This is a genomic window from Nonomuraea roseoviolacea subsp. carminata, from assembly GCF_024172185.1.
Taxonomy (GTDB): Bacteria; Actinomycetota; Actinomycetes; order Streptosporangiales; family Streptosporangiaceae; genus Nonomuraea; species Nonomuraea roseoviolacea.
Map to the genome: position 1 here is coordinate 6,334,103 of NZ_JAMZEC010000001.1, position 24,322 is coordinate 6,358,424.

24 protein-coding genes and 1 pseudogene are annotated in these 24,322 nt (G+C 73.7%); 13 read left to right on the top strand and 12 right to left on the bottom strand.

The window, feature by feature from the left end; translation table 11 throughout:
* Positions 1-7: 7 nt before the first annotated feature.
* Both HD595_RS29320 and HD595_RS29325 read left to right on the top strand, forming a co-directional pair.
* The gene (locus tag HD595_RS29320; RefSeq protein ID WP_253774554.1) at positions 8-649 is read left to right on the top strand and encodes a hypothetical protein; all 642 of its coding nucleotides are present in this window, start codon (positions 8-10) and stop codon (positions 647-649) included.
* A 95-nt stretch (positions 650-744) separates the two neighbouring features.
* On the top strand, positions 745-1,218 hold the full coding sequence (locus HD595_RS29325; protein ID WP_301309631.1) for an NUDIX domain-containing protein: 474 nt from the start codon (positions 745-747) through the stop codon (positions 1,216-1,218).
* 22 nt (positions 1,219-1,240) lie between these two features.
* On the opposite strand, the gene HD595_RS29330 is transcribed toward HD595_RS29325, so the two are convergent.
* On the bottom strand, positions 1,241-3,478 hold the full coding sequence (locus HD595_RS29330; RefSeq protein ID WP_253774556.1) for an Orn/Lys/Arg family decarboxylase: 2,238 nt from the start codon (positions 3,476-3,478) through the stop codon (positions 1,241-1,243).
* Between the two features lie 198 nt (positions 3,479-3,676).
* On the opposite strand from HD595_RS29330, the gene HD595_RS29335 reads away from it, so the two are divergent.
* From HD595_RS29335 to HD595_RS29345, 3 genes are all read left to right on the top strand, one after another.
* Positions 3,677-4,177, top strand: coding sequence for a SigE family RNA polymerase sigma factor (locus HD595_RS29335; protein ID WP_253774558.1), 501 nt, complete (start codon positions 3,677-3,679; stop codon positions 4,175-4,177).
* Complete coding sequence (locus tag HD595_RS29340) at positions 4,174-5,172, top strand: hypothetical protein (RefSeq protein ID WP_253774560.1); 999 nt, start codon at positions 4,174-4,176, stop codon at positions 5,170-5,172. The genes HD595_RS29335 and HD595_RS29340 overlap by 4 nt, the downstream gene beginning before the upstream one ends.
* Before the next feature lie 316 nt (positions 5,173-5,488).
* Positions 5,489-6,655, top strand: a complete 1,167-nt coding sequence (locus tag HD595_RS29345; RefSeq protein ID WP_253774562.1) for an FAD-dependent monooxygenase — start codon at positions 5,489-5,491, stop codon at positions 6,653-6,655.
* 87 nt (positions 6,656-6,742) lie between these two features.
* Here the strand turns inward: HD595_RS29345 and HD595_RS29350 are convergent, their stop codons facing one another.
* Both HD595_RS29350 and HD595_RS29355 read right to left on the bottom strand, forming a co-directional pair.
* Positions 6,743-7,558, bottom strand: a complete 816-nt coding sequence (locus tag HD595_RS29350; protein ID WP_253774564.1) for a nucleotidyltransferase domain-containing protein — start codon at positions 7,556-7,558, stop codon at positions 6,743-6,745.
* Positions 7,555-8,217, bottom strand: coding sequence for a nucleotidyltransferase domain-containing protein (locus HD595_RS29355; RefSeq protein WP_253774566.1), 663 nt, complete (start codon positions 8,215-8,217; stop codon positions 7,555-7,557). Before HD595_RS29355 ends, HD595_RS29350 begins: the two co-directional genes overlap by 4 nt.
* 167 nt (positions 8,218-8,384) lie before the next feature.
* Here HD595_RS29355 and HD595_RS29360 point away from each other — a divergent pair.
* Positions 8,385-8,954: pseudogene (locus HD595_RS29360) on the top strand (methyltransferase domain-containing protein); the annotation flags it as partial.
* 85 nt (positions 8,955-9,039) lie between these two features.
* On the opposite strand, the gene HD595_RS29365 reads toward HD595_RS29360, so the two are convergent.
* Positions 9,040-10,044, bottom strand: a complete 1,005-nt coding sequence (locus HD595_RS29365; RefSeq protein ID WP_253774568.1) for a DMT family transporter — start codon at positions 10,042-10,044, stop codon at positions 9,040-9,042.
* 39 nt (positions 10,045-10,083) lie between these two features.
* Between HD595_RS29365 and HD595_RS29370 the strand changes: the two genes are divergently transcribed.
* On the top strand, positions 10,084-10,641 hold the full coding sequence (locus HD595_RS29370) for a MarR family winged helix-turn-helix transcriptional regulator (RefSeq protein WP_253774570.1): 558 nt from the start codon (positions 10,084-10,086) through the stop codon (positions 10,639-10,641).
* Here HD595_RS29370 and HD595_RS29375 read toward each other — a convergent pair.
* Complete coding sequence (locus HD595_RS29375) at positions 10,638-11,099, bottom strand: GNAT family N-acetyltransferase (protein WP_253774572.1); 462 nt, start codon at positions 11,097-11,099, stop codon at positions 10,638-10,640. The genes HD595_RS29370 and HD595_RS29375 overlap by 4 nt on opposite strands.
* 153 nt (positions 11,100-11,252) lie before the next feature.
* Between HD595_RS29375 and HD595_RS29380 the strand changes: the two genes are divergently transcribed.
* The 3 genes from HD595_RS29380 (at position 11,253) to HD595_RS29390 (ending at position 12,901) form a co-directional block, all read left to right on the top strand.
* On the top strand, positions 11,253-11,690 hold the full coding sequence (locus tag HD595_RS29380; protein ID WP_253774574.1) for a protein-tyrosine phosphatase family protein: 438 nt from the start codon (positions 11,253-11,255) through the stop codon (positions 11,688-11,690).
* Positions 11,691-11,797: 107 nt separating this feature from the next.
* Positions 11,798-12,373 (top strand): HD domain-containing protein, encoded by a 576-nt coding sequence (locus HD595_RS29385; RefSeq protein WP_253774576.1) that lies wholly within the window; start codon positions 11,798-11,800, stop codon positions 12,371-12,373.
* 36 nt (positions 12,374-12,409) lie between these two features.
* Positions 12,410-12,901, top strand: a complete 492-nt coding sequence (locus HD595_RS29390; RefSeq protein WP_253774578.1) for a GNAT family N-acetyltransferase — start codon at positions 12,410-12,412, stop codon at positions 12,899-12,901.
* A gap of 96 nt (positions 12,902-12,997) precedes the next feature.
* On the opposite strand, the gene HD595_RS29395 is transcribed toward HD595_RS29390, so the two are convergent.
* Both HD595_RS29395 and HD595_RS29400 read right to left on the bottom strand, forming a co-directional pair.
* On the bottom strand, positions 12,998-13,312 hold the full coding sequence (locus HD595_RS29395) for a hypothetical protein (protein ID WP_253774580.1): 315 nt from the start codon (positions 13,310-13,312) through the stop codon (positions 12,998-13,000).
* 129 nt (positions 13,313-13,441) lie between these two features.
* On the bottom strand, positions 13,442-13,669 hold the full coding sequence (locus tag HD595_RS29400; protein WP_253774582.1) for a CDGSH iron-sulfur domain-containing protein: 228 nt from the start codon (positions 13,667-13,669) through the stop codon (positions 13,442-13,444).
* 552 nt (positions 13,670-14,221) lie between these two features.
* On the opposite strand from HD595_RS29400, the gene HD595_RS29405 reads away from it, so the two are divergent.
* Together HD595_RS29405 and HD595_RS29410 are read left to right on the top strand one after the other, a co-directional pair.
* On the top strand, positions 14,222-14,617 hold the full coding sequence (locus HD595_RS29405) for a nuclear transport factor 2 family protein (RefSeq protein WP_253774584.1): 396 nt from the start codon (positions 14,222-14,224) through the stop codon (positions 14,615-14,617).
* Between the two features lie 112 nt (positions 14,618-14,729).
* Entirely contained in the window at positions 14,730-15,461 is a 732-nt protein-coding gene (locus HD595_RS29410) for a hypothetical protein (RefSeq protein ID WP_253774585.1), read from the top strand.
* 8 nt (positions 15,462-15,469) lie between these two features.
* On the opposite strand, the gene HD595_RS29415 is transcribed toward HD595_RS29410, so the two are convergent.
* On the bottom strand, positions 15,470-16,051 hold the full coding sequence (locus HD595_RS29415) for a TetR/AcrR family transcriptional regulator (protein ID WP_253774588.1): 582 nt from the start codon (positions 16,049-16,051) through the stop codon (positions 15,470-15,472).
* 88 nt (positions 16,052-16,139) lie between these two features.
* The gene (locus tag HD595_RS29420; RefSeq protein ID WP_253774590.1) at positions 16,140-16,799 is read right to left on the bottom strand and encodes a FadR/GntR family transcriptional regulator; all 660 of its coding nucleotides are present in this window, start codon (positions 16,797-16,799) and stop codon (positions 16,140-16,142) included.
* Positions 16,800-17,090: 291 nt separating this feature from the next.
* Here HD595_RS29420 and HD595_RS29425 point away from each other — a divergent pair, with 291 nt between their 5' ends.
* The gene (locus HD595_RS29425) at positions 17,091-19,013 is read left to right on the top strand and encodes a Xaa-Pro dipeptidyl-peptidase (RefSeq protein ID WP_253774592.1); all 1,923 of its coding nucleotides are present in this window, start codon (positions 17,091-17,093) and stop codon (positions 19,011-19,013) included.
* 202 nt (positions 19,014-19,215) lie between these two features.
* Here the strand turns inward: HD595_RS29425 and HD595_RS29430 are convergent, their stop codons facing one another.
* From HD595_RS29430 to HD595_RS29440, 3 genes are read right to left on the bottom strand one after another with little or no spacing between them, the layout of a single operon-like run.
* On the bottom strand, positions 19,216-22,494 hold the full coding sequence (locus tag HD595_RS29430) for an RNA polymerase sigma factor (protein ID WP_253774594.1): 3,279 nt from the start codon (positions 22,492-22,494) through the stop codon (positions 19,216-19,218).
* 48 nt (positions 22,495-22,542) lie between these two features.
* Positions 22,543-23,520, bottom strand: a complete 978-nt coding sequence (gene hemB, locus HD595_RS29435) for a porphobilinogen synthase (RefSeq protein WP_253774596.1) — start codon at positions 23,518-23,520, stop codon at positions 22,543-22,545.
* Between the two features lies 1 nt (position 23,521).
* The gene (locus HD595_RS29440) at positions 23,522-24,322 is read right to left on the bottom strand and encodes an aspartate/glutamate racemase family protein (RefSeq protein ID WP_253774598.1); all 801 of its coding nucleotides are present in this window, start codon (positions 24,320-24,322) and stop codon (positions 23,522-23,524) included.

The following is a 24,322-nucleotide window of genomic DNA, read 5'->3' on the forward strand; positions in this document are numbered from 1 at the left end:
AGTCACGATGGAAGAGTTCGTGATCGGGGTGGTGAGTTCGCTCGCCGCCGCTGGGCTCGCCGTGGTGGGCGGCATGGTCTTGCCGCGTCGGGTGCGCTCGTGGCCGACCCTGCTTCTCTCCAGAGCGACGGGCCTGGGGGTCTCCCGGGTGCATCCGCGCCAGCGCGTCGCCGCCGCCGATCTCAAGGCGGCACTCGGCAAAGCCCGGTGGGTACGGGTGCTCGCCGGCCGCGGGAACGAACTCACCCGCGACGGGTTCGCCGCTCTGTGGGACGACGGAGGACGACGTCTGGAGTTCGTTCATGTGCTGCTTCCCGACACCGATCCTCGCTCCGTGTCGTGGCTGAAGTGGCGCGAGGACGAGATCCGGCGCATCGACCCTGGCTTCGCCCAGGGGATGCTGGCCGAGCAGATCGAGCTCAACGCCGGATACGTCAGCGAGGTCGCCGCCGACAGGGACAACATCGAGTTGCGCCGCTACAACCTTCCCCACCTCCACCGCATAGTGATCACTGATCACATCGCCTTTCTCACTCTCTACCGCCGGGCGGGCCACGGACGCGACTCGCCCTGCGTGGTAGCGCCTCGCCCCGGCCTCATGTACGACTACGCGCTTCAGCTCTTCACCACGGCCTGGGACCATGCCTGAAACGCTTCCCTAACCGCGACTCAGGATGGTGAGCAGCCGGCGGAGATTGTGGGTAAGTGTCCTGCCCGGGATGGCCATGCGGAAGGAGGGGGGAGTTGGGCGATCGGGACGCGTCGTTCGCCTGCGCCCGGGCCGCCGCTGGAGCGCTCTTCTTCGACGCGGAAGGCCGGGTGATGCTCGTGCAGCCGGCCTACAAGGAGCAGCGGGAGATCCCCGGCGGCCATGTCGAACCGGGGGAGACCCCGTACCAGGCATGCGTGCGCGAAGTGCGCGAAGAGCTCGGGATCGAGCCGGCCATCGGCCGGCTGCTCGTGGTCGACTGGGCGCCCCATCCGGAGCAGGGGGACAAGATCCTCTTCGTGTTCGACGGTGGTGAGCTGGACGCGGACACGCTCAGGCGGATCACGTTCGCCGACGGCGAGCTCAGCGCGTACGCCTTCCACCCGGCCGACGAGCTGGAAGACCTGCTGATCGGGCGGCTGGCCCGCCGGGTCAGGGCCGCGCTGACCGCCTGGGAGCTCGGCGAGACCGTCTACCTGGAGCACGGCCGGGCTGTCGCCGCCGGGTGACGAGCCCGGCGGCGGCCCCGCGTCAGTCCTTGACGACCTCCACCCAGTACCGGCCGTCGCCGTCGCGGTGGGCGCCGTGGATGTCGGTGGCCAGGTCGGGGAACGTCCGGTCGAAGTCCTCCAGGGCCCGCAGGTACGTCATCAGCGGCCCGTCGGCCGGGCCGGTCGCCTCGCCGGGCATGAGCATGGGGATCCCCGGAGGCGTGACCACCACCGTGGCGGCGGCGACCCGGCCCGGCAGGCCGGACAGCGGGACGCGTTCGGTGCGGGCCCGGATCATCGCCTGGTAGCAGTCGGCGGGCGTGGACACGGGCTCCGGCAGGGTGGTGAAGACCTGGTCGAGCAGCTTGCCGACCCCGGAGTCACGCAGCTTCTCGTGCACCACGGTGCAGAACTTCTGCAGCGAGATCCCGTCCGGTCCGAAGCCGGGCAGCACCTCCGCCAGGGGCAGGTCGGCGTCGTAGGCGTTCTTGAAGTCGGTGAGCGCGTCGATCAGCGTGCCCCACTTGCCCTTGGTGATCCCCATGGAGAACAGCACCAGCAGCGTGTGGTCGCCGGTCTTCTCCACCACGATGCCGCGCCGCTGCAGGTAGGCGGCCACGACGCGGGCCGGGATGCCCCAGTCGAGCGTGCCCGTGGCGGCGTCGGCGCCCGGGCAGGTGATCGTCACCTTGACCGGGTCGAGCAGGCAGTAGCCCTCGGACATGCCGTCGAACCCGTGCCAGGCGGCGCCCGCCTCCAGGGTCCAGCACCGGGGTTCGGCGCACAGCAGCGCCGGGTCGGCCTCGGCGAAGGAGACGGTGCGGCCGGTGCGCGGATCGGTGACGGCCGGAGGCTGCCAGACGCCGAAGAACCAGTCGGGCCGCAGGCCGTCCTCGCGGATGCGGGCGGCCAGCCGGACCATCGCCTGCCGGAACCGGACGGCCTCGACGATCGCCTCCCCGGTGAGGAACGGCCCCGACGGGCCGTCCATCATCGCCGCCGCGACGTCCAGCGAGGCGATCATCGGGTAGAGCGGCGAGGTGGAGGCGTGCATGAGGTACGTCTCGTTGAAGGCGTCGTAGTCGACCGGCGCCCGCTCCGAGGGGCGGACGTGCAGCATCGCCGCCTGCGACAGCGCCGCCAGCAGCTTGTGCGTCGACTGGGTGGCGAACACGGTGGGACGGCCGGGGCCCGGCAGGGCGCGCTCGTCGACGGCCATGCCGTACCGGCCGGCGTAGAGCGGGTTGAACCGGGCGTAGGCGAACCACGCCTCGTCGAAGTGCAGTCGCGGCACGCTGGCGCCCAGCAGCTCGCCGACCCGCACCGCGTCGTAGCACACCCCGTCGTACGTGGAGTTGGTGATCACCGCGTACGACGGCTCGCCGCCGGCCAGGGGATGGGCGGCCACCCGGGCGCGGACCGCGGCCGCCTCCAGCGCGGCGGGCGGGATCGGCCCCGCCAGGCCGAGCCCGTTGCGCTCGGGCACGAGGTAGACCGGGCGGGCGCCGCTGATGGCCAGCGCGTGCTGGACCGACTTGTGGCAGTTGCGGTCGACCAGGACGGTGTCGTCGCGGGCGATGGCGTGGTGGCCGACGATGCGGTTGGCGGTGGAGTTGCCGTTGACCACGAAGAACGTGCGGTCGGCGCCGAAGACGCGGGCGGCGTTGCGCTCGGCCTCGCCGATGGGGCCGGTGTGGTCGAGCGGCGACCCCAGCTCGGTGACCGAGATGGACAGGTCGGTGCGCAGCAGCCGCTCGCCGTAGAAGTCGAAGAACGCCCGGCCGACCGGCGACTTGAGGAACGCCACGCCGCCGGCGTGCGCCGGGGTGTGCCAGGAGTAGCGATGGTGGTCCTGCAGGCGGCGCAGCGCGCCGAAGAACGGCGGGAGGATCTTCTCGGCGTACTGGTCGGCGGCGTACGCGATGCGCCCGGCGATGAACTGCGGGGTGTCCTCCAGCGGGAAGACGTAGCCCTGGATGACCTCGTACACCCACAGCGGGAGCTCCTGCTCCTGGGTCATCAGGAAGACCGGCAGCCCGCGGAACCGTCTCGCCACGGCGCCCAGCAGCTCCTCGGCCCCCGGCGCGTCCCACGCCGCCAGCACCGCCGTGAGCGAGGCGTCGGACCCGACCACCGCCAGGGCGTCCTCGGCGCGGTGGGTCCAGCGCACCTGGAGGCCTAGCTCGTCCATCGCCGCGCGCACGCGGCGGAGCTGCTCGGCGAGCGCCGAGTCGGCCTCGGGACGTTCGGTGACGGCGGCCAGGACCGTTCGCTCCATGCGGCACTCCGGGGGTCGGGGGGATCGGGCCGGAAGGTCATGCCGAGCCCACACCATGGTAACGCATCGAGGTTGAACGACAACGAAGAGTAATGAGGCGGTTTGCGGTGATGTACGATCGGTGCGATCGTCCTGTCATCCGAACCCGCCTCCCAGGCGGTAGTCATCTCCGGAGAGACGACGAGACGGAGATGATCGATGGACGACGGGTTCGCCGAGTACGTGGCACACCGCCATCTTCGGCTGTGCCGGATGGCGTACCTCCTCACCCGGGACTGGGGCACGGCTGAGGATGTGGTGCAGACCGCGCTGGCGAAGGCATGGCTCGCGTGGAGACGCATCGAGGGCGATCCCGACCCTTACGTCTACCGGATCATCGTGAACACCCATGCCTCCTGGTGGCGCAGGCGCTGGCGCGGGGAGGTGCCGGCCGCGACGCTGCCGGAGACCGCCGACCCGCGTGACCCGGCCGCCGAGGTGGACGATCAGGCCGCGCTGTGGAGCGCGATCGGCACGCTGTCCCCGCGCCAGCGTGCGGTGATCGTCCTGCACTACTTCGAGGGGCGGACGCTGACCCAGGTCGCCGAGATCGTCGGCTGCTCACCGGGAGCGGTGAAGAGCCAGCTCAGCCGGGCCCTCACCCGTCTTCGCGTCGATCCCGACATCCAGTCCATGACCTTGGAGGGGGTCCGGCGATGAGTTACACCGAAAGTGACCTGCGCGAGCTTCTCAACGACCACGGCCACGGGCGGGCCGGCCGCGAGCCGTCCGCTCATCTCGACGCGATCGTACGGCGGGGCCGCCGCATCCGCCGTACCCGGCGGGCCGTGACGGCCGGGACCGCGCTGGCCTTCGCGGCCGTCGCCGCGGCCGGGCTGACGGGTCTCCTGCCCGCCGGCGCGCAGAGGGGGGAAGGGGTGGCGGTCGCCCAGCGGCCGGTGGACTCGGCGCGGGTCGTCACGCTCGGGCCCGAGCTCCCCAGGACGATTCCCGTGGTCCTGGGAGCGCCGAAGTTCGATCTGGGTCTCATCCACTCCCGGCGGTTCGAGACGGTGGGCGCCGGTCAGAAGGTGACCTTCACGCCGACCAGCGTCTATACCGGCTTCAGTGTGGTCTGCGACGATCCACGCGCCCTGGTCGTCTACCGGCAGCGGGGAAGGAGCGACGAGCCGACGGGCGGGTCCGGGCGGTGCGGGGGTTCGATCAGCGGTCACAACGACAAGATGTCGGTGCCGTCCGACTGGCTGAAGCGCCCGCAGTCCCTGGAGGTCTGGGTCTTCCCCGCGGACGCCCCGGTCCGGAAGGTCGCCGAGGCCGTCAACGGCTGCCGGCCGAGGGATGAGAAGTGCGACGAGAGCGCCCAGATCGCGGCGTTGGCGAACCCCGAGGTGCGTCGGCGGCTGTCGGCCCTGGTCGGTGAGCAGCCGGGCAGGTGGGCCGTCGGCATCTACGACCGACCGGCCCCGGCCCAGGCCCCGACCGCCTCCGCGTCCCCGACCGCGGGCCCGTCGGTGGCTCCGACCGCGTCCGCGTCTCCGACCGCGGGCCCGTCGGTGGCTCCGACCGCGTCCGCGTCTCCGACCGCGGGCCTGTCGGTGGCTCCGACCGCGTCCGCGTCCCCGGCCGTGGCTCCGACCGCGTCCGCGTCCCCGGCCGTGGCTCCGACCGCGTCCGCCTCCGCATCGAAGCCGTAGAAGCCGTAAAAGCCGTAGAAGCCGGGTCCAGGCGAGGGACGCCTGGGCCCGGCCGCAGGTGGCGGCGGTCACGGCGGAGGTGTCGTCGGTGGAGGCGACGTCGAGGGCCGAAATGTTGCAGGCACCCGTACGCGACCAGCCGCGGCAGGGGCGATCGCCGGGGAAGTTTCGAGCGGCGAGCGTGGCAAGCGGGTTCGCGACCGGGACTTGGCCATCTCCTGACCAGAGGTTCGGCGGGATGTGGTCGCCCTGCCGCACACCTCCACTGATACTCTATGTCACGACTTGATCGCGTTACGTGACCGAGGGGGCTCGTGTGAAGGTCGCCTGTGTCGGCGGGGGACCCGCCAGCCTGTACTTCTCGATCCTGATGAAGCGGGTGGACCCGTCCCATGACATCACCGTCTACGAGCGGAACCCGGCCGGGTCGACGTACGGCTGGGGTGTGACCTACTGGGACGAACTGCTCCACCACCTCCAGCGTGCCGACCCCGAGTCGGCGGCGGCCATCCTCGACAGCTCGGTCAGCTGGGACAGCTTCGTCGTCAACGTGCGCCACCGGGCGACGGTGACGGTGGAGAACGGGGACCAGGGCTTCGGCGTCGGCCGGCGCCGGTTGCTGGACATCCTGACCGAGCGGGCCCGCTCTCTCGGCGTCCGCGTGGAGTTCGAGCACGAGATCGCCGGCGAGGACGCGGAGGAGCTGGCCGGGGCCGACCTCGTCGTGGCCGGTGACGGGGTCAACAGCGTCCTGCGGGAGCGCCACGCCGACCACTTCGGCACCGAGGTCGAGGTGGGCCGCGACATGTACGTCTGGCTCGGCACCACCAAGGTCTTCGACGCCTTCGTCTTCGCCTTCACGCCGACCGAGCACGGCTGGATCTGGTGCTACGGCTACGCGTTCGGCGACCACAGCACCTGCGTCGTCGAGTGCGCCCCGGAGACGTGGCGGGGGCTCGGCCTCCACGAGGCGAGCGAGGCCGACAGCCTGGCCCTGCTGGAGAAGCTGTTCGCCGACATCCTGGACGGGCACCCGCTGATCGGCCGGGCGAACGCCGACGGAGCCGCGCACTGGCTGAACTTCCGCACCCTGACCAACCGCACGTGGCACCGCGGCAACGTCGTGCTCATGGGGGACGCCGCGCACACGACGCACTACTCGATCGGGGCGGGCACCGCCCTGGCCCTAGCGGACGCCGCGATCCTCGTCAACGCCCTGCACAGCGGCATGGAGCTGGAGCCCGCCCTGGCCTGGTACGGGCGGGAGCGCAAGGCCGCGCTGGTGGCGCCCCAGCGCTCGGCCCGCAACAGCGCCCGGTGGTACGAGGACCTCACCCGCTACATCGACCTGCCGCCGGAGCAACTGGTGGTGCTGCTCAGCGAGCGGCACTCCGGGCTGCTCGCGCACGTGCCGCCCCGGCTGTACTACCGGCTCAACCAGCTCACCACGGCTCTCGGGGAGCTGCGCAGAGGCAGGCGTTGACGGGTCCCCCGCGGATCCGGCGGGTGATGGTGGGGACGGTGATCGCGGAGTCGGCGGCCGGCAGGAGGGCCCTGGACAGGATGACGGTCACCGATGCCATGGGACGTCCCCGCTCCTTGCGTGGTGTTCCCCACGGACGGCTCCGGGGGTCAGGCGGGCTCGTACGACCAGGTCGTGCAGGGCGTCGTGCGCCGTCGGCTCCTCCGGCAGGGCCGAGGTGTCGCGTGCCTCAGCCAGCTCGGCGCTCAGGCGCTCCACGTCCTCGGCCGCGCCCGGCACCGGCGGCGCCGCGCCGTGCTCGGCCTCGCGCTTGGCGGCGACCAGGTCCGGCAGGTACGGCGGGCCGTAGGCGTACAGGTGGGTCACGTCGGCCCGCACCTCCCCGGCGCGCATGAGGTGGAGGCCGGTCAGGAGCACCCGGAACGTGTACAGCAGCGGCTTGAGCCGCCCCGTCCTCTCGAACAGCCGCCACTGCGTCCGGGCGAAGCCGAGGTAGTGGTGGGCGTGGTGCCGGGTCAGGCAGGCGGGGGCGAGCGCGAGGAGCTCCTCGTGCAGCGGCGAGGCGGCCACGACGAGCGGCGACAGGAGCTGCTCCAGCACGTAGCCGTTGCGTCGCAGCAGCAGGCGGCAGAACTTGGCCAGGTCGTGGGTGACGAGGTCCACCTCGACGCCCTCCCGGGTCCAGGTGCGCTCCAGCGTGTCCGGGCCGGTGCGCAGGCCCACGACCCGCTCGGCGGGCAGCACGTGCACGCCGCGCAGGTCCACGTCGGAGTCGGCCGACGGGAAGCCGTACAGGTGGGCGCCGCTGACCGTGGCGAACGCCAGGGGGTGCGGCTGCTCCGCGGCGACCTCCGGCAGCCAGCCGGGCAGGTCCGGCAGACCCTCTGAGTGCGGCGAGCTCACAGGTGCCCCCTTCGGACGTCCATCAGGAACTCCTCCACCTGCTCCAGGCCCGGCTCGGCGGGCAGGACGCTGGGCGCGGCGGCCAGCTCGGCGTTCAGGGAGACGCGCCAGGCGTCCACCTCCGCCCACGGCGTCTCGCCGCGCCGCACGGCCAGCAGCCGGTCGCGGAAGGCGTCCATTCGCACCAGCGGCTCGCCGTGCCGGACCAGGTTCAGCCCGCTCAGCAGGAGCCTGATCATGTGCATGGCCTGCTTCCAGCGCGGGGCGGCCGGGTCGAGACGGCGGAACTGGTCGTCGGCGTAGCGGGCGAACGTCCTGTGCGCCCGCCGCGACACGAACGCCCCGCGCAGGCCGAGCAGCCGCTCCCCGTACGGGGTGGAGACCTCGACGAGCGGCGACCACAGGCACTCCAGCACCGTGGGGTTGGCGGCGAGGGCGAGCGCGCAGAACCGCTCCACCTCCCAGGAGAACTGCTCCGGCAGCGGCCCCTCGCGGTGCGTGGGCGGCTTGGACAGGCGCCAGAAGTCCTGGGTGGGGGCCACGAAGACGCCGCGCCGGTCGGTGTCGGACCCGTCGGTGTCGAGGCCGTACGCGCGCGATCCCGTGACGACGGACAGGATCAGGTCGTCGCCGAGGCGGGGGTCTTCGCGGGAGGTCATGGTGGGTGCCGGCTCCTCTGGAGATCGTGGTCGATCACCGTATCGGGGCGTATCGCGAAATGTCCGGGAATTTCGTACGGTGGCTGCACCGGTTCTCCACGTTCCCCCCGTGGGAACTCCACGGAAGCGCCACGGGATCGCCACGGCGATGTGCTTGGCTCCCTCTCATGATCGACAATCGTGAGGTGGAGCCGCCCGACCCCGTCGACTACCTCGACCAGGTCGCCGCGAGCGCCCCCGGCCGGGCCTACAAGCGGCGGATCCTGCGCCGGCTCGGCCTGCGGCCCGGCCAGACCGTGGTGGACCTCGGCTGCGGCCCCGGCACGGACCTCGGGGCGATGGCGGACGCGGTCGCGCCGGACGGCCGCGTCATCGGCGTCGACCGCGACCCGGCCATGCTCGCCGAGGCTCGGGCCAGGCTGGAGGGCCGGCCGGGCGTCGAGATCCGCGCCGGCGACGTGCACGCCCTCCCGCTGGACGACGGCGCCGTGGACCGGGCCCGGACGGACCGGGTGCTCCAGCACGTGGAGGACCCGTCGCGGGTGCTGGCGGAGTTCCGGCGCGTGGCGCGTCCCGGCGGGCGGATCGTCATGGCCGAGCCCGACTGGGACGGCCTGCTGGTCGACTCCCGCGACCCGGCCATGAGCCGCGGGCTGACGCGCTTCGTCGCCACCGAGGTCGTCCGCAACGCGACCGTGGGCCGCGGGCTCGCGCGGATGTGCGAGGAGGCGGGGCTGACCGTGCTGTCCGTGACCGCCGTGGCGCCGGTGTTCCGCGACTTCGACACCGCCGACCGGCTGCTCGGGCTGCGCCGCAACGTCGTCAGGGCGACGCGGGCCGGCGCTCTGGCTCCCGCGGCGCGGGAGTGGGTCGAGGAGCTGCGGTCGGGGCCGTTCCTTGCGTCGTTCCTGCTGTTCCTGGTGACGGCCGAGGCGCCCGGCTGATCGCGGGGCGCGGGACGCGGACCCGGGCGAGCAGGCGCGTGGCGACCGGCTGGCCGAGCAGGATCCCCGCGAAGACCAGGGCCAGCCCGCAGACCTGCTGCGCCGTGAGCGTCTCGCCCGCCACCGCCGTGCCGAGCAGCACACCGGTCATCGGGTTGAGCAGGCCGATGAGGCCGACCGTCCCCGCGCTCAGGTGCCGCAGCCCGGTGAACCAGGCGGCGAACGCCAGCGCGGTCGCGACCACCGTGACGTAACCGAAGCCGAGCAGCGCGGGCACGTCCAGCGCCGGCGGCGGGCCCTCGACCACGACCGCGACCGGGACGAGCACGGCGCCACCGGCGACGAGCTGCCACGCCGTCAGCGAGAACACGTCCACCGACGCGCTCCACTTCTTGGCCAGCACGTACCCGAACGACGACATCGTCATCGCCAGGACCGACGCCAGCACCCCCGTCGCGTTCACGGCCGTCGCGCCGCGCAGCAGCAGGAGGCAGACCCCGGCGATGCCGATGACGGCCCCGGCGGCGTGCGCCGCGCGGGGCCGCTCGGACAGGGCCGCCCAGGCGAACAGCATCATCACCACGGGCGAGGTCGCCATGATGGTCGAGGCGACGCTCGTCGGGAGCGTCTGGGCCGCCAGGTAGACGAGGGCGAAGAACGCGCCCATGTTCAGCGTGCCGAGCAGCAGCGACCTCCCCCACCACGAGCCGCGCGGAAGCCGCCTGCGGACGAGGAGGAGCAGCAGCCCGGCGGGCAGCGCCCGGATCGCGGCGCCGTACAGGGGGTGGTCGGCGGGAAGGAACCGGTGGGTGACGAGGTAGGTGGCGCCCCACGCGACGGGCGCGATCGCGGTGATCGGGGCCCACCGCAAAGTAGCTTCCATGGAAGACAATGTAGCTTCCATGGAAGCTATTGTGGGGACATGACCGGTTCTATCTCCGGCGATCCGGATCGTCTCGACCACGTGGCGCGGATCCAGCAGGCATGGGCCCGCGAGCGTCCCGACCTGGACGTCACGCCCCTGGGGGTGATCGGGCGGCTGCACCGCCTGGCCGGCCACCTCACCGACCGGCTCCTGATCGTCTACCGGCGCTACGGGCTGGGTGAGGGGGATTTCGACGTGCTGGCCACGCTCCGGCGGGCCGGGCCGCCGTTCGAACGCGCCCCCGGCGAGCTCGCCGCGTACACGATGGTCACCACGGGCGCCATGACCAAGCGGATCGACCGGCTCGAACGCGGCGGACTGGTCACCCGGCGCCCCAGCGAGCAGGACGGCCGCGGGCGCGTCGTCGCGCTGACCGACGACGGGCGGGAGCTGATCGACGAGGCGTTCGCCGAGCACACGCGCAACGAGCGCCGCCTCCTCGACTGCCTGACGCCCGAGGAGGCGGCCCAGATGGAGCGGCTGCTCACCACCTGGCTCGCCTGCTTCGAGTCGCCGCGCCCGCCGGGCTCGTCCCATCCACGAAACAGGCCCTAGGCGGCGTCGAGGCGCAGCTCGAACACGACCCGGTCGGTGGACGGCCCGTCATAGTCGGGGACGGGTCCCCGCACCGCGAACCCCATCGCCCGGTGGAAGGCGATGGAGCCGTGGTTGAGCGGCGAGGTGATCGCCCGCACCCGCGTGCGGCCGGCCGCCGCCGCGAGGCCGAAGAAGCCGCGGTAGAGCCGGCGCGCCAGCCCGCCGCCGCGCCGTTCCGGATGGACGCCCACGAAGTGGATGTACGCGGCGTCGGGCAGGGACGGCGACAGGAAGCCGACGAGGAACCCGGCCAGGGCGTCGCCGTCCTCGGCCACGAGGCTGGTGCGGTGGAAGTGGTCGAGGAACAGCCGCGGCAGCCCGCCCTGGATGGGGCGTCCCCACCAGTCGTCCACCACCGGGGCGATCCGGTCGTAGTCACCCGGTTCGGCGGCGCGCAGCCGCACGTCGTCGGTCATGCCCATCACTTCCCGTCCCCCGCGAGCCTTCCAGAGCGGTCCGGGGGACATCATCCCGCAGCGCGCCGGGCGTCCCGTGGGCGGCCGGCCCTCGCTGATCGCGGACGGCGAACGGGGAGGGGTCCAGGGCCGGCGCCGGACTATCCTCGGGCGATGAACGATCTCTGGGATCCCGCGGCGACCGGTGTCCTGCGGCTGCCCTCGGGGCGGCTCGTGCGCGGCCGGGGGCTGCGGCATCCCCTGCCCGGCGGCCCGGCGCCGGCCTTCGGGGTGTACCTGCTGGGCAAGGAGCCGCCGGCGGTGTCGTGGGAGACGCGCTGGGTGCGGTGGCCCGACTTCTGGCTGCCCTCCGACCGCGCCGCCGCCGCGCGGGCGCTGCGGGAGGCGTGGGAGCGGGCCGCGACCGAACGGGTCGAGGTGGCCTGCGGCGGCGGCGTGGGCCGCACCGGCACGGCGCTGGCCTGCCTGGCCGTCCTGGACGGCGTGCCGGGCGGCGAGGCGGTCGCGTACGTGCGCGCCCACTACAGGGCCCGGGCCGTGGAGACGCCCTGGCAGCGCCGCTACGTCGCCCGGTTCCGCCAGGGCGGGTGAGGGCCGCCGAGGCCCGGCCGGCACGGCGTGTCGCCGAGGAGGCGGCCCGCAGGCTGGAGCGTCGTCTACGCTCGGCCCATGGGGACCGAGGTGAGAGGGGACTCCTCGTGGCTGACGACATGACGGGGCTGACGGGCCTGCTCTACGAGATGGGGCTGCTCAAGCGCTACAAGCGCACCGGCTGGCTGGTGGCGGGCGTGCGGGATCCGGAGAGCATCGCCGACCACTCGTTCCGCACGGCGGTCATCGCGGGGGTGATCGCGGCGCTGGAGGGGGGTGACCCGCAGCGGGCGGCGTTCATGAGCCTGTTCCACGACAGCCAGGAGACCCGGATCACCGACATCCCGTACGTCGCCAAGCGCTATCTCAAGGCGCCCGCCAACGAGGACGTCACCGCCGACCAGACGCGTGACGTGCCCGAGGTCGTGGCCGCCATGCTGCGCGGCGCGATCGCGGAGTACGAGGAGAAGGTCAGTCTTGAGGCGGTGTGCGCCCGCGACGCCGACAAGCTGGAATGCCTGTTGCAGGCCGTCGAGTACCGCGAGCAGGGGCACCAGAACGTGCAGCCGTGGATCGACAGCTCCCTGGCCGCGCTCAAGACCGCCACGGCCAAGCGGCTCGCCGACGAGGCCCTGCGGACGAACACGCTCGACTGGCTGACCCGCGTCCTCGACAGGGGCTGAGACCGGTCACGCCGGCGGGTCCCCTACGCTGGGGACATGATTCGCCGCGCCACCCCTGCCGACGTGCCCGCCATCCTCCGGCTGATCCACGACCTCGCCGAGTACGAGAAGGCCGCGCACGAGGTGCGCGCGAGCGAGGAGCAGCTGCGCGCCGCGCTGTTCGCCGCCGAGCCGGCGGTGTTCGCGCACGTCGCCGAGGAGGAGGGCGCCGACGGGGAGCGCGAGGTCGTCGGGTTCGCGCTGTGGTTCCTCAGCTTCTCGACCTGGCGCGGTACGCACGGCGTCTACCTGGAGGACCTGTACGTGCGGCCGGACCGCAGGGGCGGCGGCCACGGCCGGGCGCTGCTGGCCGAGCTGGCGCGGATCTGCGTCGAGCGCGGCTACCACCGGCTCGAATGGTCGGTGCTCGACTGGAACGAGCCCGCGATCGGGTTCTACCGCGCGCTGGGCGCGGTGCCGATGGACGAGTGGACGGTGTTCCGGCTGACGGACGAGCCGCTCCGGGCCCTGGCCGGGCGCGCGTCCTGATCCTCCCGCCCCTTCCCGGGGCCCCTGAACGCCCGTCGCCGCGGGCCCCGTGACCGGAACCCGCGGCGATCAGGAACGCCCGTTCGCGGAGCGCGCCTACCGGCTCGTGGCGGGGTGCGACATACCGCTGGATGCGCGGTCGAACACGTCCGTGTCGGCCTCCCGGCCGCGCTCCATCTCCGGCATGGTGCCGCCCATGCCCATGGCCTCCCGGCTGCCGCCGCCCTCCTCCAGGCGCAGCGCGACGCCGAGGGCGAAGAACGTGGGAGCCCATTCGCCGATGAAGATCCCCCACCGGTCGGCCCGGTCGAGGCCGGCGGCCTCGGCCTTGGTGGACAGGGCCCAGGACGCGAACGCGAGGCCGATGGAGGCCATGCCGGCGGCGTAGGCGTGATGGGAGCGGATTCCCATCTTGTGGAGCATATTGATCATGATTCCCCCTTTGCTGTGGTGCTGCTACCCGCCGCCCATGCGCCGATAACGCGACGTCCATCCGTTTTGCCCGGTCTTGTCCGGTGCGAGGTCAGGGGCAAGGGAACGTCAGGCGGCGGGGTCCGGATCGCTGGTCGCGCGGAAGCCCGCCACCCGGTGGGAGCCGTCGCAGAACGGCTTCGTGGACGACAGCCCGCACCGGCACAGCGCCACCGTCGCCCGGCCGGGGTCGATCTCCCGGCCCTCCTGGGTCACCAGCCGGAAGTTCCCGCGCACGAGGAGCGGTCCGTCCTCGCAGGGGGTCACGGTCACCTCGCCGTCACCGTCGGTACGCATCCCCGCCACCTGCCCAGGCCGCCCTCGCGAAAACTCACTCACCGTGACGCTTCACTCATGTCGCGAGACCGTTCAGAGGTCGGATCGTGATCGTGGCGCGACCAACCCCCGAGAGTGCCGCCGTAACGTCCAGCGAGTGCCCGAAATGGAGCCGAACGTCACCAACGCCCCAGCCCGCCTGCCGCAGCGTGACAGTGCCGATCGCTGCACCAGTGTCGACTCGGGGCGGCGCTGCGTCCTGCCGCCGGGTCACCAGAGCCCGCACGTCTATCCACCGTCGGAGCCGCACCCCTGACCGGGCGGCCCGCGCCGCCTGATGCCCCGGTCCGCGGGTCATGATCCCTGGGAACCGTAAAGGGCTTGTGCGGACTGGACAAGCAGGCATTCGATCAAAGGCGGCGTGGGCATCAAGCGGCCATGCACAAGATTTTTCAGCGCAGGTCACTCCTGCTGGCGGCCATTGTCCCTGCTCTGCTCGCCGCGGGCTGCGCGTCCGGGGGCGGTACAGAGGCCATGGGGGGCGCGGCGTCCCCGGGCGCGCCGACCACGGACATGAGTTCGATGCCGATGGAGAGCGGCTCTCCGTCGGAGACCATGATGGGCAAGAACACACCGAGGGGAACGGTTCAGCGTTACTTCGCCGCTCTCAAGGCCGGCAACGTGGACGACATCGTCAAGCTGTTCGACGCCACCGACGGGCTGGCGGCCCTCCAGGGCTCGGCCACCGCCGAGGGGTCCGACGCGCTCCGCAAGCTCTACCAGCAGACGGTCACCGGGCCCCAGTCGGGCTCGTACACGATCGAGCTGTCTGAGAGGCACGGCGACCAGTACGCCTTCGTCCGCTCGACCAGCGAGCAGGACAGCCAGAGCTACCGGGAGTTCTTCATCCTGGAGAAGTCCGGCGACGGTTACAAGATCGATCAGCTGATGACCAACCAGGCGTCCTGACGCGCGAGGTCCACCGGCGAAGCGGTGACCGCCCTCAGCGGGCGGCCACCGCTTCGCCGTGATCGGGAGCGCCTGTCCGGAACCTCCGGGCGCCGCCGGGTGTACCAGCACCATGAAGACGATCGCGAGAGCCCTGACCTGCCTGCTCGCCCTGGCGCTGGTGGCCGGGGGGACACCGGCCCGGGCCGCCGGGAACCGGGCGGGCAACTGGGCGGTGACGTACCTGGACCCGTCGCCGGCGCGGTTCGCCGCCGGCACGTCGTACACGCTGGGGTACTGGGTGCTCCAGCACGGCAGCCATCCGTTCGCGGGGGACCTCGGGCCGACGGGGCTGCGGCTGAGCGGGCGGGGCGGCGAGGTGCTGACGTTCCTGGGGGCGCGGCTGCCGGAGGCCGGGCACTACGCGACGTCGCTGGTCGTGCCCAGGGGGACGTGGCGCGTCGAGGGGCTCCAGGGGATGTTCCAGCCGCATCCGGTCGGCACGCTCACCGTGTCCGGCGGGCTTGAGGTGAACCCGCTGTCGCGGGAGGCGGTCCCGTCGAAGGCGGCGCCGGGGGAGGACTACTGGGGACGGATCCGGCCACCGGGCTTCCCGGCCGGCAAGGGGACGACGGTCGTCCCCTCGTCGAACCCGTCACCGCTGGTCGAACGGCCTCAGGCGGCTCCCGCGCCGGCCACCCCGCTCTCGGGGGGCGGCTCGTCCGGCTCGGGCGGTGTGCCGCCGTACACGCTGCTGATCGCCGCGGTGGCGGGCGCGCTGCTCGCGCTGGCGGCGCTGCGCCGCCCGGGACGGGAGCGGCGCCGCCCCGAGACGGACGGCGACACCGTCACCTTCCCGGGCTGAGGACGATCTCAGAGCGGGGGCGGAGGCGGGGGAGACAGGAGCGCGTCCAGCGTGCGGACCAGCGTCTCTCCCGCCTCCTCGCGCGCCAGCCGCCCCGCCTCGACCTCGCCCGCCGCCGTGTGCAGGATCGCCAGGAACGTGCTGACGAGCCAGGTCAGCGGCAGGTCGGTGCGGAAGGCCCCCTCGTCGCGGCCCCGCGAGATCAGGCGCTCCACCCGGCCCAGCGGCTCGGCGTGGCGCTCGCGCAGCCGCTCGGCGGGCAGCGCCGCGTCGGCCGCCAGGAACAGCCGGCTGTGCTGGCTCAGCACGTCCCAGGACGAGCGGACCAGCGTGGCCAGCGCCTCGCGGGCGGGCGGCGTGTCGAGGTCGAGCCCGGCCAGCGTCCTGTCGGCCAGGTCGACCGTGTGGCTCACCACCGCCGCGACCAGCGACTCGCGGGAGGGGAAGTGGCCGTAGAGCGTCACCCGCCCGACGCCGGCCTCCTTGGCGACCCGCAGCACGCTCGCGGCCGGGTCGGCGCTCAGCACCCGCCGCCCCGCCTCGAGGATCGCGGCGATGTTGCGCTCGGCGTCGGCCCGTCTGCTCCCCATACCGGCGAGCCTAACGGCGGGTCACGCCCGCCCCGGTCACCGGCGGACGGTCACGCCGTCCCTTGCGACGATCACGTACGGGCGGGGGTCACAGCTCGCGCTCGTGCATGTCGAGGATCGCCATCGACACGGCCACGGCCACGGCGGCGTCGCCGGACTCGATGGCGCGCAGCAGGTCCCAGTGCGAGGTGTCCGGCTCGTGCACGGTGCGGCGCACGTCGCGCACGCTGTCGCGGACGGCCTCGCCCATGCCGTGGTAGAGGTCGGCGAGCAGCGGGTTGCGGGCCGCGTCGGCCACGCGCAGGTGGAAGGCGGTGTCGGCGTCGGCGAACCCGTCGAGGTCGCCCGCCTCGCCGGCCGCGTCCCTGCGCTCCAGCGCCTCCCGCAGCGACGTGAGGTCGTCGTCGGTGCGCCGGACCGCCGCCAGCCGGGCCGCCACCAGGTCGAGGCCGCGCCGTACGTCGATGATGTCCATGGCGGCGGCGCGGTCGAGCCCGCGCCGCAGCGCGGCCCGCGACTCGTCCGTCGCGGTCACGTACGTGCCGTCGCCCTGGCGGGTGGTCAGCAGCCCCGCGTGCGCGAGCACCCGCACGGCCTCGCGCACCGACAGGCGGCTCATGCCGAGGCTCGCCGCGAGCTGCGCCTCCGACGGGATCTTCGTGCCGACCGGCCACGCACCGTCGGCGATCTCCCTGCGGAGCTGCTCGATGGCGGCGTCCACGAGCGAGGTGCGCGAGACGTTGCGCATGCGTCCTCTTTCCTCAGGTTTCGCGGGTCCGGGTCCGGGTCCGGCAGGTCTCCCGGGTCCGGAGCCTCGGCGAACCGGGGCCTCGGGGTGGGGGCCGCCGGTTCGGGGCCCTCCAGCCTAGACGCCCCGCCGCTCGGCCGCCCGCGCGCCGGCAAGGCGGCTCCGGGGACGGCCGGACAGGCGTTTCCACCCGGACGGACAGATCTTGTCAGGTCCTTGGGCGGGTGAGAGATTGCCCGAGGAACTTATCCCCGTTTCCGACACTTGCCACCTTTGTCACGGAGGACACGCGTGTCGCATTTACGCCCGGCCCTTCTGGCGGTCGCCCTCACCCTGGCGATCGCGACCCCCGCCCAGGCGGCGGTCGGTCCCGCCATCACCGTCGAGAACGGCCGCACCCAGCCGGTCTTCTCCTACGCCGACGCCGTCCGCGAGCACGTCTACGTCGAGTCGAGCGTCGACAGCGACGCCGACGGACGGCTGGACCGGGTGCGCGTCGACATCATCCGCCCCAAGGAGTCCGGTCCCGGGCTCAAGGTCCCGGTGATCATCGACGAGAGCCCGTACTACGACAACTCCGGGCGCGGCAACGAGGCCGAGCGCAAGGTCTACGACTCCGCCGGGAACGTCACGAAATTCCCGTTGTTCTACGACAACTACTTCGTGCCGCGCGGCTACGCCGTCCTCAACGTCGACATGCTCGGCACCACCCGCTCCGACGGCTGCCCCGACATCGGCGGCAAGGCCGACGTGCTGGGCGGCAAGGCGGTCGTCGACTGGCTGAACGGCCGCGCCCGCGCCTTCCGCGCCGACGGCACCCCCGCCACCGCCGACTGGACCACCGGCAAGAGCGCGATGATCGGCAAGTCGTACGACGGGACGCTCGCGAACGCCGTGGCCGCCACCGGCGTCAAGGGCCTGGAGACGATCGTGCCCATCTCGGCGATCAGCTCCTGGTACAGGTACCAGCGCTCCAACGGTGTCGTCTACAGCTACGACTACGCCTCCTGGCTCGCGAACTACGTGGACACCGACCCCGAGGCCAAGTGCCAGGCCGTGCGGGACCGGATGGACGCCGAGGACGGCGACGACACGGGCGACTACAACGCCTTCTGGGCCGAGCGCGACTACCTCTCCGGCCTGCTCGGCGACGCCTCGAAGGTGCGGGCCAGCGTCTTCGTCGTCCACACCGTGAACGACCTGAACGTCAAGCCCGACAACTTCTCCACCTGGTGGGACGCGCTCGCCCGGCGCGGCGTGCCGCGCAAGATCTGGGTCGGCCAGTACCAGCACGTGGACCCGTTCGACTTCGAGGGCCGCAGGGACGTGTGGGTGGACACGCTGCACCGCTGGTTCGACCACTGGCTGCTCGGCGTGCGCAACGGCATCATGAGCGAGCCGCGAGCCGACGTGCAGACCGGCCCCACGAGCTGGATCACCCAGCGCGACTGGCCGGCCCCGCTCGCGGCCCGGCTGCCGCTGCGCCCGTCCGCCGACGGCGGGCTGGGGCTCCGGCCGGCCGCCCGGGGCGCCACCGCGTCGTTCGCGGACGTGGCCATGGACGAGGCCGACATGATCGCCGATGTGGGCACCGCCAAGCCCGGCCGGGTGGCGTTCACCACCGGGCCGCTCCCGCTCGACCTGCGCCTGTCGGGCACTCCTACGGCCGACCTCACCGTCAAGCTCGACAAGCCCACCTCGAACCTCACCGCGCTGCTCGTCGACTTCGGCGACGCCGCCCGGGTGGACTGGCGGCGCGGCCAGGGCATCACGACGCTCACCGAGGAGGACTGCCACGGGGAGAGCACCGCGGCCGACGACGCCTGCTACAAGAAGGTCGTCACCAACGTGGCGAACCGGCCGGCCGAGGTCGTCGCCCGGGGCTGGATCGACGTGCAGAACCGCGCCTCGCTGAGCGAGCCGTCCCCGCTGCCGGCCGGCACGTTCGGCAAGGTCCGGTGGCGGACGCTGCCCCAGGACTACACCTTCGCGAAGGGCCACCGGCTGGCGCTCGTGATCGCCGGCACGGACAGCACCTACAGCGAGGAGCCGGGCACGGGCGCGAACGTCACGCTCGACCTGGCGGCCAGCTCCGTGTCCGTCCCGTTCGTCCTCGGCACCCCGCTGACGGACGTGCCCGAGGACCGGGCGACCTTCCGCGGGCCGTCGCGGGTCGAGCTGCCGAAGGCCGAGCCCGAGTTCAGCTTCTTCTGATGCCCATGCTCTCTCGGCGCGCGCGCCGGACCTCAGCCGCGCCTGTCGCGGCAGGCGTCCGGCGCGCCGCCGTCGTCGGGGAAGGCGTACTCTCCGGCCAGGGCGACAGGGCCATCATCGCCTTGCGCGGCTCGACCACGGGGCCCGCATCGTCAACGCGTCGTCCCAGCGGATCCGCCGGCTCTTCTCGGCAGGGGGCGGCTCAGTACCGGGCGCAGTTGCTCCAGTGGCTTCTGCCCTCCCCGTCGATGATGTACGGGCCCGGGTTCTTGGCGACGGTCCACGAGACGCGCAGCCGCAGCGTGCCGCGGGCGGTCGTCGTGCCGGACGTCCTGCGGCCGTCCCCGCGCGCGACGCCGACCCAGCGCACGACGATCGTGCCCGTCTGCGTGACCGGCCGGCCGGGGCAGCCGGGCCGGGACGTGGGCGCCTTCACCCGGAACGCGTGGCCCGACACCGCGATGCCGCCCGTGCCGCCCGCCGAGACGACGCGGCACGTGCCGCCCTTGCAGGAGAGCGCGAACGTACCGGTGCGGCGGGCGCCCAGCCTGACCGAGACCGGCGCCAGGGACGCGGCCGGGGCGTGCGGGCGCGGCAGCGTCACCGGCTGCGTCACCGGCTGCTCGCGCGGCGTCCCCGCGGGGTGGCGCGTCACGCTGTCGACGGGGCCGCCGGTGGCGGAGCGCCTGGCGGGCCGGTCGGCCGGGCTCTTCGTGCCGGTCACGGCCGGGCTCATGGTGCCGGCCACCACCGGGCTCTCCCGCCGGCCGTCCGCCGCCTCGTCCGTACGGGACGGACCGGCCGTGGCGCGCGCCGGGGACCCCGCCGCGGGGGTCACGGCAGGGGCCGCCGTCGCGGCGGGAGGCACGGCGGCGGGCTCCGGCGGCGGCACGGGCACCGCCGATCCGGGGGACGGGCGGCCGTCCGGCGTCGGCGTCCGCGCCGGGTCCTCGGCGCCCGTCTCGGAGATCGCCGGCATGTGCTGGCGGGCGTTGAGACCCGACCAGGCCAGGCCCGCGACCAGCAGCCCGACGCCGACCAGCAGGCTCACCCGGGCCACGTTCCGCACCGTGAAGCGCGGGTCGCCGTCGGCGAGGTCGGGGCGCTCCAGCCAGAACTCGTCGGGGCCGCTCGCGTTCAGCTCCACCACCTGGCCGCCGAAGGCGGGGCCCGGCTCGTAGCGGAGCGGCGCGGTGAACGGCGGGGCGCCGACGGCCGGGCCCTCACCCGGGCCGTCGGCGCCGCGGCCACGGGCCCATCCCGGTACGCCGCCGGCCGGAGGGGGGAAGGCGTCCTCGGGGGGCCGGCGAGGCCCGGGGATGGTGATCACACCGTGGATCCGGGCGGAGGAGGGCGGGACGCGCCGCTCCGCCTCCGGGGACGTGGACGCTGACTTGCCTGGGCCCTTGGTGGTGACGGGGCGGTCGGCCGCGGCCGGGCGGCTGGTGGCCGCCGGGGGCTCGGGGGAGGGGCGGTGCGGGGTGGCCGATCCGTCGGCGGGGCGCTGGTGCCGGTGCTCGGGCCGGTCGGGGGTCGCTCCGTTGGCGGGACGGTGCCGCTCGGTGGGCGGGGTGGTGCCGGTGGAGCCGTTACGCGGGCGGGTGGCGGGCGGGGCGTCGGCCATGACGGGGGCGCTCAGGGGGACGGGCCGCTTCGAGCGGGGGGCGCCGGCGACCATGCGGTCCGTCGGCAGGCTCGTGGGCGCCACGCGTCCCGCCGGAGCGACCGGGGCCGCCACCGGCTGGGCCCCAGGTGCGGGTGCGGGCGCGCGGGTCGGCGAGGGTGAAGGTGAGGCCGACGGCTTCTGTGACGGTGAAGGTGAGGGCGAGGGCGAGGGCGTGGAGGTGCGCATCGGCGGCACGACTGGCCGCGCCGCCCGCGACGCCGGGGCCGCGGTGGCGGGTCGCGCGACGGGACCGCCCTCCTCACGGTGTGCGGCGGCGGGTCGCGCGACGGGACGGCCCTCCTCGCGGTGTGCGGTGGCGGGCTGTGTGACGGGACGCGCCTCTTCAGGGTGTGCGGGGCGGGTGAGGGGGCTCGCCTGGTCGGGACGTGCGGCCGGGGTGGAGGGCGTCGGGGTGGTGGGAGGAATGGGTGGGCCATCGTCCGGGTGGTGCTCCCAGGGCGGGCCACCTTCGGCCCGGCGTGAGGGGGCCCGCTCCTGACCGGCCGGGCCGCTACTGCTGATCCGGTCATGAGCGGACGCCGCTGGAAGGTTCCGGTACGGCACGCCTCCGCGGTTGCGGCGGACGATGGCCCAGTCTGCGGCCGGATCCGGCGACCAGGCGGGGGACTGGCCGGTCGGGTCCGGGGTCCAGGCGGCGCTCTGGGCGGCCCCGCCTGGGGTCTGGACGGCGGGCGCGGACGTCCCGCCTGGGGTCTGGGGGGCGGGTGCGGACGTCCCGCCTGGGATGTCGGTGGCGGACGCGGACGCCGCGGACGCCGCGGACACCGAGGACACCGAGGACGGCGCGGACGGCGCGGACGGCGCCGGGACGCGCGCGGCCGGGACGACAGGACGCTCCGGGCGGACGCGGGACGGGACGGCGTCCGGTGTCGGCCGTCTCGGGACGATGTCCGGCGGTCCCGGGCGGGCGTGCTTGCTCGGCGGGCGGTGCGCGGCCGGGTCAGGTGTGTGCTCCGGGCCGGCGGCGGCCGCGCCCGCCACCGGCCCGGAGCTTTCCCAGGTCCCCGTCGTGGGGCCGGGGACCGGAGAGATGGGCGGCGGCGCGGGCTCGGTCAGCCCGCGCGCCTGCGCCGGGAAGCCGTCCGCCCGCCACAGTCCCGCCTCGTCCGGCAGAGGAAGCGCCCAGGCGAGCTGCCCCTGCAGCGTGCCCGGCGCCGAGGAGATCGGCATCTGGCGCAGCAGCGTGTCGGCCACCATGACGCGCGGCGCGCTCTGGCAGAGGTCGCAGTGCGCGATGTGGCGGCTGATCCGCGCCCGGGTACGCCGCCCGGGCGCCGCCGCCCAGTCGTTGACCCGTGACTCCAGCGCGGCGCATCCGTGGCGGGTCCTGGCGGCGATGACGGCGGCGAACCACTCCTCCAGCCCGTCGGCCGCCTCCAGGACGATCATCTCCACCTCGTCGGCGTCCGCCGCGAAGATGGTGGCGATCTCGTCGTGCGTCAGCCCGTGCCGTACGGACAGGTCGAGCAGCTCCCGGTGCGCCGGGGAGAGCGCCCGCAGCGCCTCGGGCAGCAGATCGGCCATCCGGCCCGGCCGCGACCAGGAGCCGACGCTGGTGGGGGTGGACAGGTACGCCCGGTGCGCCCTGGCCAGCGCGTACAGCCAGGGCCGCAGCGGCGACGACTCGTCGACGCGCTCGGCCCAGGCGTGCGCCGACAGCAGGGTGCCCGCCACGGCCAGTTCGGCGTCGCCCGACGACAGCTCCGTCCGGCAGTAGTCGTACAGGTGCGGCCCGTAGCCGTCGCACAGTTCGAGGATGGCCTCACGTGCGTCCTCCGACAGGGTGCGCCACATGGGGGTCGCATCTCCTCTCCGTGGTTCGGGCATCGGGCGGCTCCGGGGTCAGCGGGGCAGGCGTTCGGCGATCTCGGTGGCCCAGTAGGTGATCACGCTCCCCGCGCCCGCGCGGCGGATCGCGGTGAGGCTCTCGAGGATGGCGCGGTCCCGGGTGAGCCAGCCGTTGGCGGCGGCCGCCTCGATCGCGGCGTACTCGCCGGAGACCTGGTAGGCGGCCACCGGCACGTGGACGGCGTCGGCGACGCGGCGCACCACGTCGAGGTAGAGGCCGGCGGGCTTGACCATCACCATGTCGGCGCCCTCGTCCACGTCGAGCAGCACCTCGCGCAGCGACTCGCGCAGGTTGGCGGGGTCCTGCTGGTGGGTGGAGCGGGTGCCGGTCAGCCGCGACTCGACCGCGTCGCGGAACGGGCCGTAGAACGCGGAGTCGTACTTGGCGGCGTACGCCATGATCGGCACGTTGTGGTGGCCGGCGGCGTCGAGGGCCCGGCGGATGGCGCCGACCTGGCCGTCCATCATGCCGCTGGGCGCCACCATGTGGGCGCCGGCCCTGGCCTGGGCGACGGCGACGCGGGCGTAGGCGGCCAGCGTGGCGTCGTTGTCGACGTCGCCGCGCTCGTCGAGGACGCCGACGTGCCCGTGCTCGGTGTACTCGTCCAGGTTGATGTCGCCGATGACGACGGTGGCGTCGCCCACCTCGGCGGCGACGTCGGCGAGGGCGAGCTGGGTGATGCCCTGCCCGTCCCAGGCGCCCCGCCCGTCGCTGTCCTTGGTCTCAGGGATGCCGAACAGCAGCAGCCCGCCGACGCCGGCCCGCACGGCGGCCGCGGCGGCCTTGCGGACGCTCTCGCGGGTGTGCTGGACCTGCCCGGGCATGCAGGCGATGGGACGGGGCTCGTCCAGGCCCTCGCGGACGAACAACGGCTGGATCAGGTCGGCGGGGTGCAGGCGGGTCTCGGCGACCAGCCCGCGCAGGGCGGCGGTGCGCCGCAGGCGGCGGGGACGCTCGGCGGGATAGCTCATGTCAGTCTCCGATCACCTTGCCGAGCAGGACCCGCTCGGCGTGCTCGACGGCGGCCTGGGGCGGGCGCCGCATCCAGTAGCCGGCGTTGCTGCGCGCGGTGATGTTGAGCGCGCGCAGCTCGCACAAGTGCTCCGCCGTCTTGATGGCCAGCCCGCCGGGGTCGATGACGGGCAGTCCGTGCAGTTCGTGGACCCGCAGGTGGACGAGGATCACGTTGGGGATGCCCTCGGCCGGCACCAGCCACTGCGCGCCGGCCTTGGCGGCCTGGCGGGCGGCCTCGGTGTAGGCGTCCAGGAACGGCTCGAAGTCGTGCGCGAGGGCCCGCTGCACGACGTCCGCGCCGCGCTCCACGATCTGGTACGAGGCCAGGTCGGCGCCCGCGGCCCGGATGTTCTCGGTGATCGGCTCGGCCAGGTGCGGGATGAACCCGAGCACCCCGAGGCGGTGGCGCTCCATCCGGGCGGCCTGCCAGACGGCGTCGCCGTAGCCGACGACGGGGATCGACACCCGGGTGCGGGCCGCGGCCAGCCCCGGGTCCTGGCCGGCGCCGCTGATCCAGGCGGCGCAGCCGTCGCGCTCGGCGGTCACGGCGGTCTGCGCGAAGTAGTGGCCGAACAGCAGGCCGATCTCGCCGTAGCCCACCAGGTGCTCGGGCAGCGCGGTGCCGTACGTCTCGGGCGGCAGCGTGTGGATCTCCACGGTCGTGCCGGGGGAGGACACCAGGGCCAGGTGTTCGGCGTACAGCTTGTCCAGAAGCGGCGTGCGGCCCTCGACGGTGTGTTTCTGGAACCAGATGCGCAT

Excerpts from the sequence above, each read along its gene's own strand:
- HD595_RS29430 (WP_253774594.1), bottom strand. The coding sequence starts at position 22,494 with ATGTGGCGCACCCTGTCGGAGGACGCACGTGAGGCCATCCTCGAACTG.
- HD595_RS29415 (WP_253774588.1), bottom strand. The coding sequence starts at position 16,051 with ATGGGGAGCAGACGGGCCGACGCCGAGCGCAACATCGCCGCGATCCTC.
- HD595_RS29400 (WP_253774582.1), bottom strand. The coding sequence starts at position 13,669 with ATGCGTACCGACGGTGACGGCGAGGTGACCGTGACCCCCTGCGAGGAC.
- HD595_RS29330 (WP_253774556.1), bottom strand. The coding sequence starts at position 3,478 with ATGGAGCGAACGGTCCTGGCCGCCGTCACCGAACGTCCCGAGGCCGAC.
- HD595_RS29420 (WP_253774590.1), bottom strand. The coding sequence starts at position 16,799 with ATGCGCAACGTCTCGCGCACCTCGCTCGTGGACGCCGCCATCGAGCAG.
- HD595_RS29380 (WP_253774574.1), top strand. The coding sequence starts at position 11,253 with ATGAACGATCTCTGGGATCCCGCGGCGACCGGTGTCCTGCGGCTGCCC.
- HD595_RS29440 (WP_253774598.1), bottom strand. The coding sequence starts at position 24,322 with ATGCGCATCTGGTTCCAGAAACACACCGTCGAGGGCCGCACGCCGCTT.
- hemB (WP_253774596.1), bottom strand. The coding sequence starts at position 23,520 with ATGAGCTATCCCGCCGAGCGTCCCCGCCGCCTGCGGCGCACCGCCGCC.
- HD595_RS29375 (WP_253774572.1), bottom strand. The coding sequence starts at position 11,099 with ATGACCGACGACGTGCGGCTGCGCGCCGCCGAACCGGGTGACTACGAC.
- HD595_RS29405 (WP_253774584.1), top strand. The coding sequence starts at position 14,222 with ATGAGTTCGATGCCGATGGAGAGCGGCTCTCCGTCGGAGACCATGATG.
- HD595_RS29390 (WP_253774578.1), top strand. The coding sequence starts at position 12,410 with ATGATTCGCCGCGCCACCCCTGCCGACGTGCCCGCCATCCTCCGGCTG.
- HD595_RS29365 (WP_253774568.1), bottom strand. The coding sequence starts at position 10,044 with ATGGAAGCTACTTTGCGGTGGGCCCCGATCACCGCGATCGCGCCCGTC.
- HD595_RS29370 (WP_253774570.1), top strand. The coding sequence starts at position 10,084 with ATGACCGGTTCTATCTCCGGCGATCCGGATCGTCTCGACCACGTGGCG.
- HD595_RS29410 (WP_253774585.1), top strand. The coding sequence starts at position 14,730 with ATGAAGACGATCGCGAGAGCCCTGACCTGCCTGCTCGCCCTGGCGCTG.
- HD595_RS29340 (WP_253774560.1), top strand. The coding sequence starts at position 4,174 with ATGAGTTACACCGAAAGTGACCTGCGCGAGCTTCTCAACGACCACGGC.
- HD595_RS29320 (WP_253774554.1), top strand. The coding sequence starts at position 8 with ATGGAAGAGTTCGTGATCGGGGTGGTGAGTTCGCTCGCCGCCGCTGGG.
- HD595_RS29355 (WP_253774566.1), bottom strand. The coding sequence starts at position 8,217 with ATGACCTCCCGCGAAGACCCCCGCCTCGGCGACGACCTGATCCTGTCC.
- HD595_RS29335 (WP_253774558.1), top strand. The coding sequence starts at position 3,677 with ATGGACGACGGGTTCGCCGAGTACGTGGCACACCGCCATCTTCGGCTG.
- HD595_RS29395 (WP_253774580.1), bottom strand. The coding sequence starts at position 13,312 with ATGGGAATCCGCTCCCATCACGCCTACGCCGCCGGCATGGCCTCCATC.